The following is a 1233-nucleotide window of genomic DNA, read 5'->3' as shown; positions in this document are numbered from 1 at the left end:
AACTAAGATAACTTCCTAATTTCCCTTTGGAGATCTGTCCGTCAATATGGTTCAGGCCAAAAGGATAATAGTTGTTCACATCGGTTATTTCAGGAACGCCTGCGCTGCTTTTGGCATAGCTCACCCTTGCATTTCCAAGGTGGTCTCTGTACTGGTAAATATAGCGGTTTTCCGCGAAATTGTAAAACCCTTCTGAAGTAGGAACAAAATTAAGCTGCCATTCAGGAGTTATGATGCCCGGAAAATCCATTTCTTTGTAGGCTTTTTCTTCATAAGCAGATTCCGTACGGCAGGTCAGGCATATTCCTCCTCCTTCATAATAACTGTACTGGAAGCCGTCCAGGTAATCGGTAATTCTATTCGTTCTTACTGAACCTCTTCCTCCGTCCCCGGAATATGTTTTCCTGAGCTTCACCCCGTCTGCCCGGTAAAGATACCGTAAATAGAAATTGGAAGTTCCCAAAGGCCTTACTTGGGTAATCGCTATTCCATCCGGAAGATTTAAGTGGTTATATTCTATAGACTGGATTCCTTTATCTTTCATATCGGTCATATTACTATTAGGATCATATGCGATGGGGTTATTTCCGCCTTCATAGCCCGTATCGTTCAGGGAATTTTCGATTACTTTGTCGAGACGATTTCCCGTATATGTATAATTCAGGTCATCTACCAGGGTAGAAGTGGTTCCGGCCAACGGGAAGGCTTTCCTTTTCAGGGTCTGGATATTCCCGTTCATATCATAGGTAAGGTATTCGTCATAATTACCGTTATGAGGATTGGTAGCTGCCGGTTCTGCATAGAAAGCATCTTTAAGCCGGTTTAGGCCATCATACACATAATTATACCTTTTCAGGATATCTTCTGAAGAATTCTTCCAGTCTATTTCTGCTATATTCCCATTGAACCTGCCTGTAGATTTGGAAGTATACTCCGGGTTCTGGTATTTCACCTCATATCCAAACAGCTTCCCGTTCAGATTGACAGGATCATTAATTTTCGTCATCCAGCCCCTGATATTATACTGATAATTAATCGTCTGCAATGGTGAAGCAGCATTGGTTCCTCCAACCTTCTTGGTTTCCAATTGGGACAGCTCATTGTAGCTGTTCTGGGCCAGAATCTCTTCAGGATTACTGTCCACCTGATGCTTATGAACGAGTAACCTGTTCTGATGGTCATACGTAAAGGTCTCTGTAATTACTCTTTCAGTATCGGTGCTTAGCCTTTTAT

Annotated in this window: 1 pseudogene; it reads right to left on the bottom strand. The window is 42.3% G+C overall.

What is annotated here, in order from left to right:
* A pseudogene (locus AOB46_RS23545) lies at positions 1–1233 on the bottom strand (RHS repeat-associated core domain-containing protein); the annotation flags it as partial.

This window comes from Chryseobacterium indologenes, assembly GCF_001295265.1.
In the GTDB taxonomy this organism is placed as follows: domain Bacteria; phylum Bacteroidota; class Bacteroidia; order Flavobacteriales; family Weeksellaceae; genus Chryseobacterium; species Chryseobacterium indologenes_A.
Note: the sequence above shows the minus strand (reverse complement) of the source record. Positions and strands in the feature narration are given on the sequence as shown.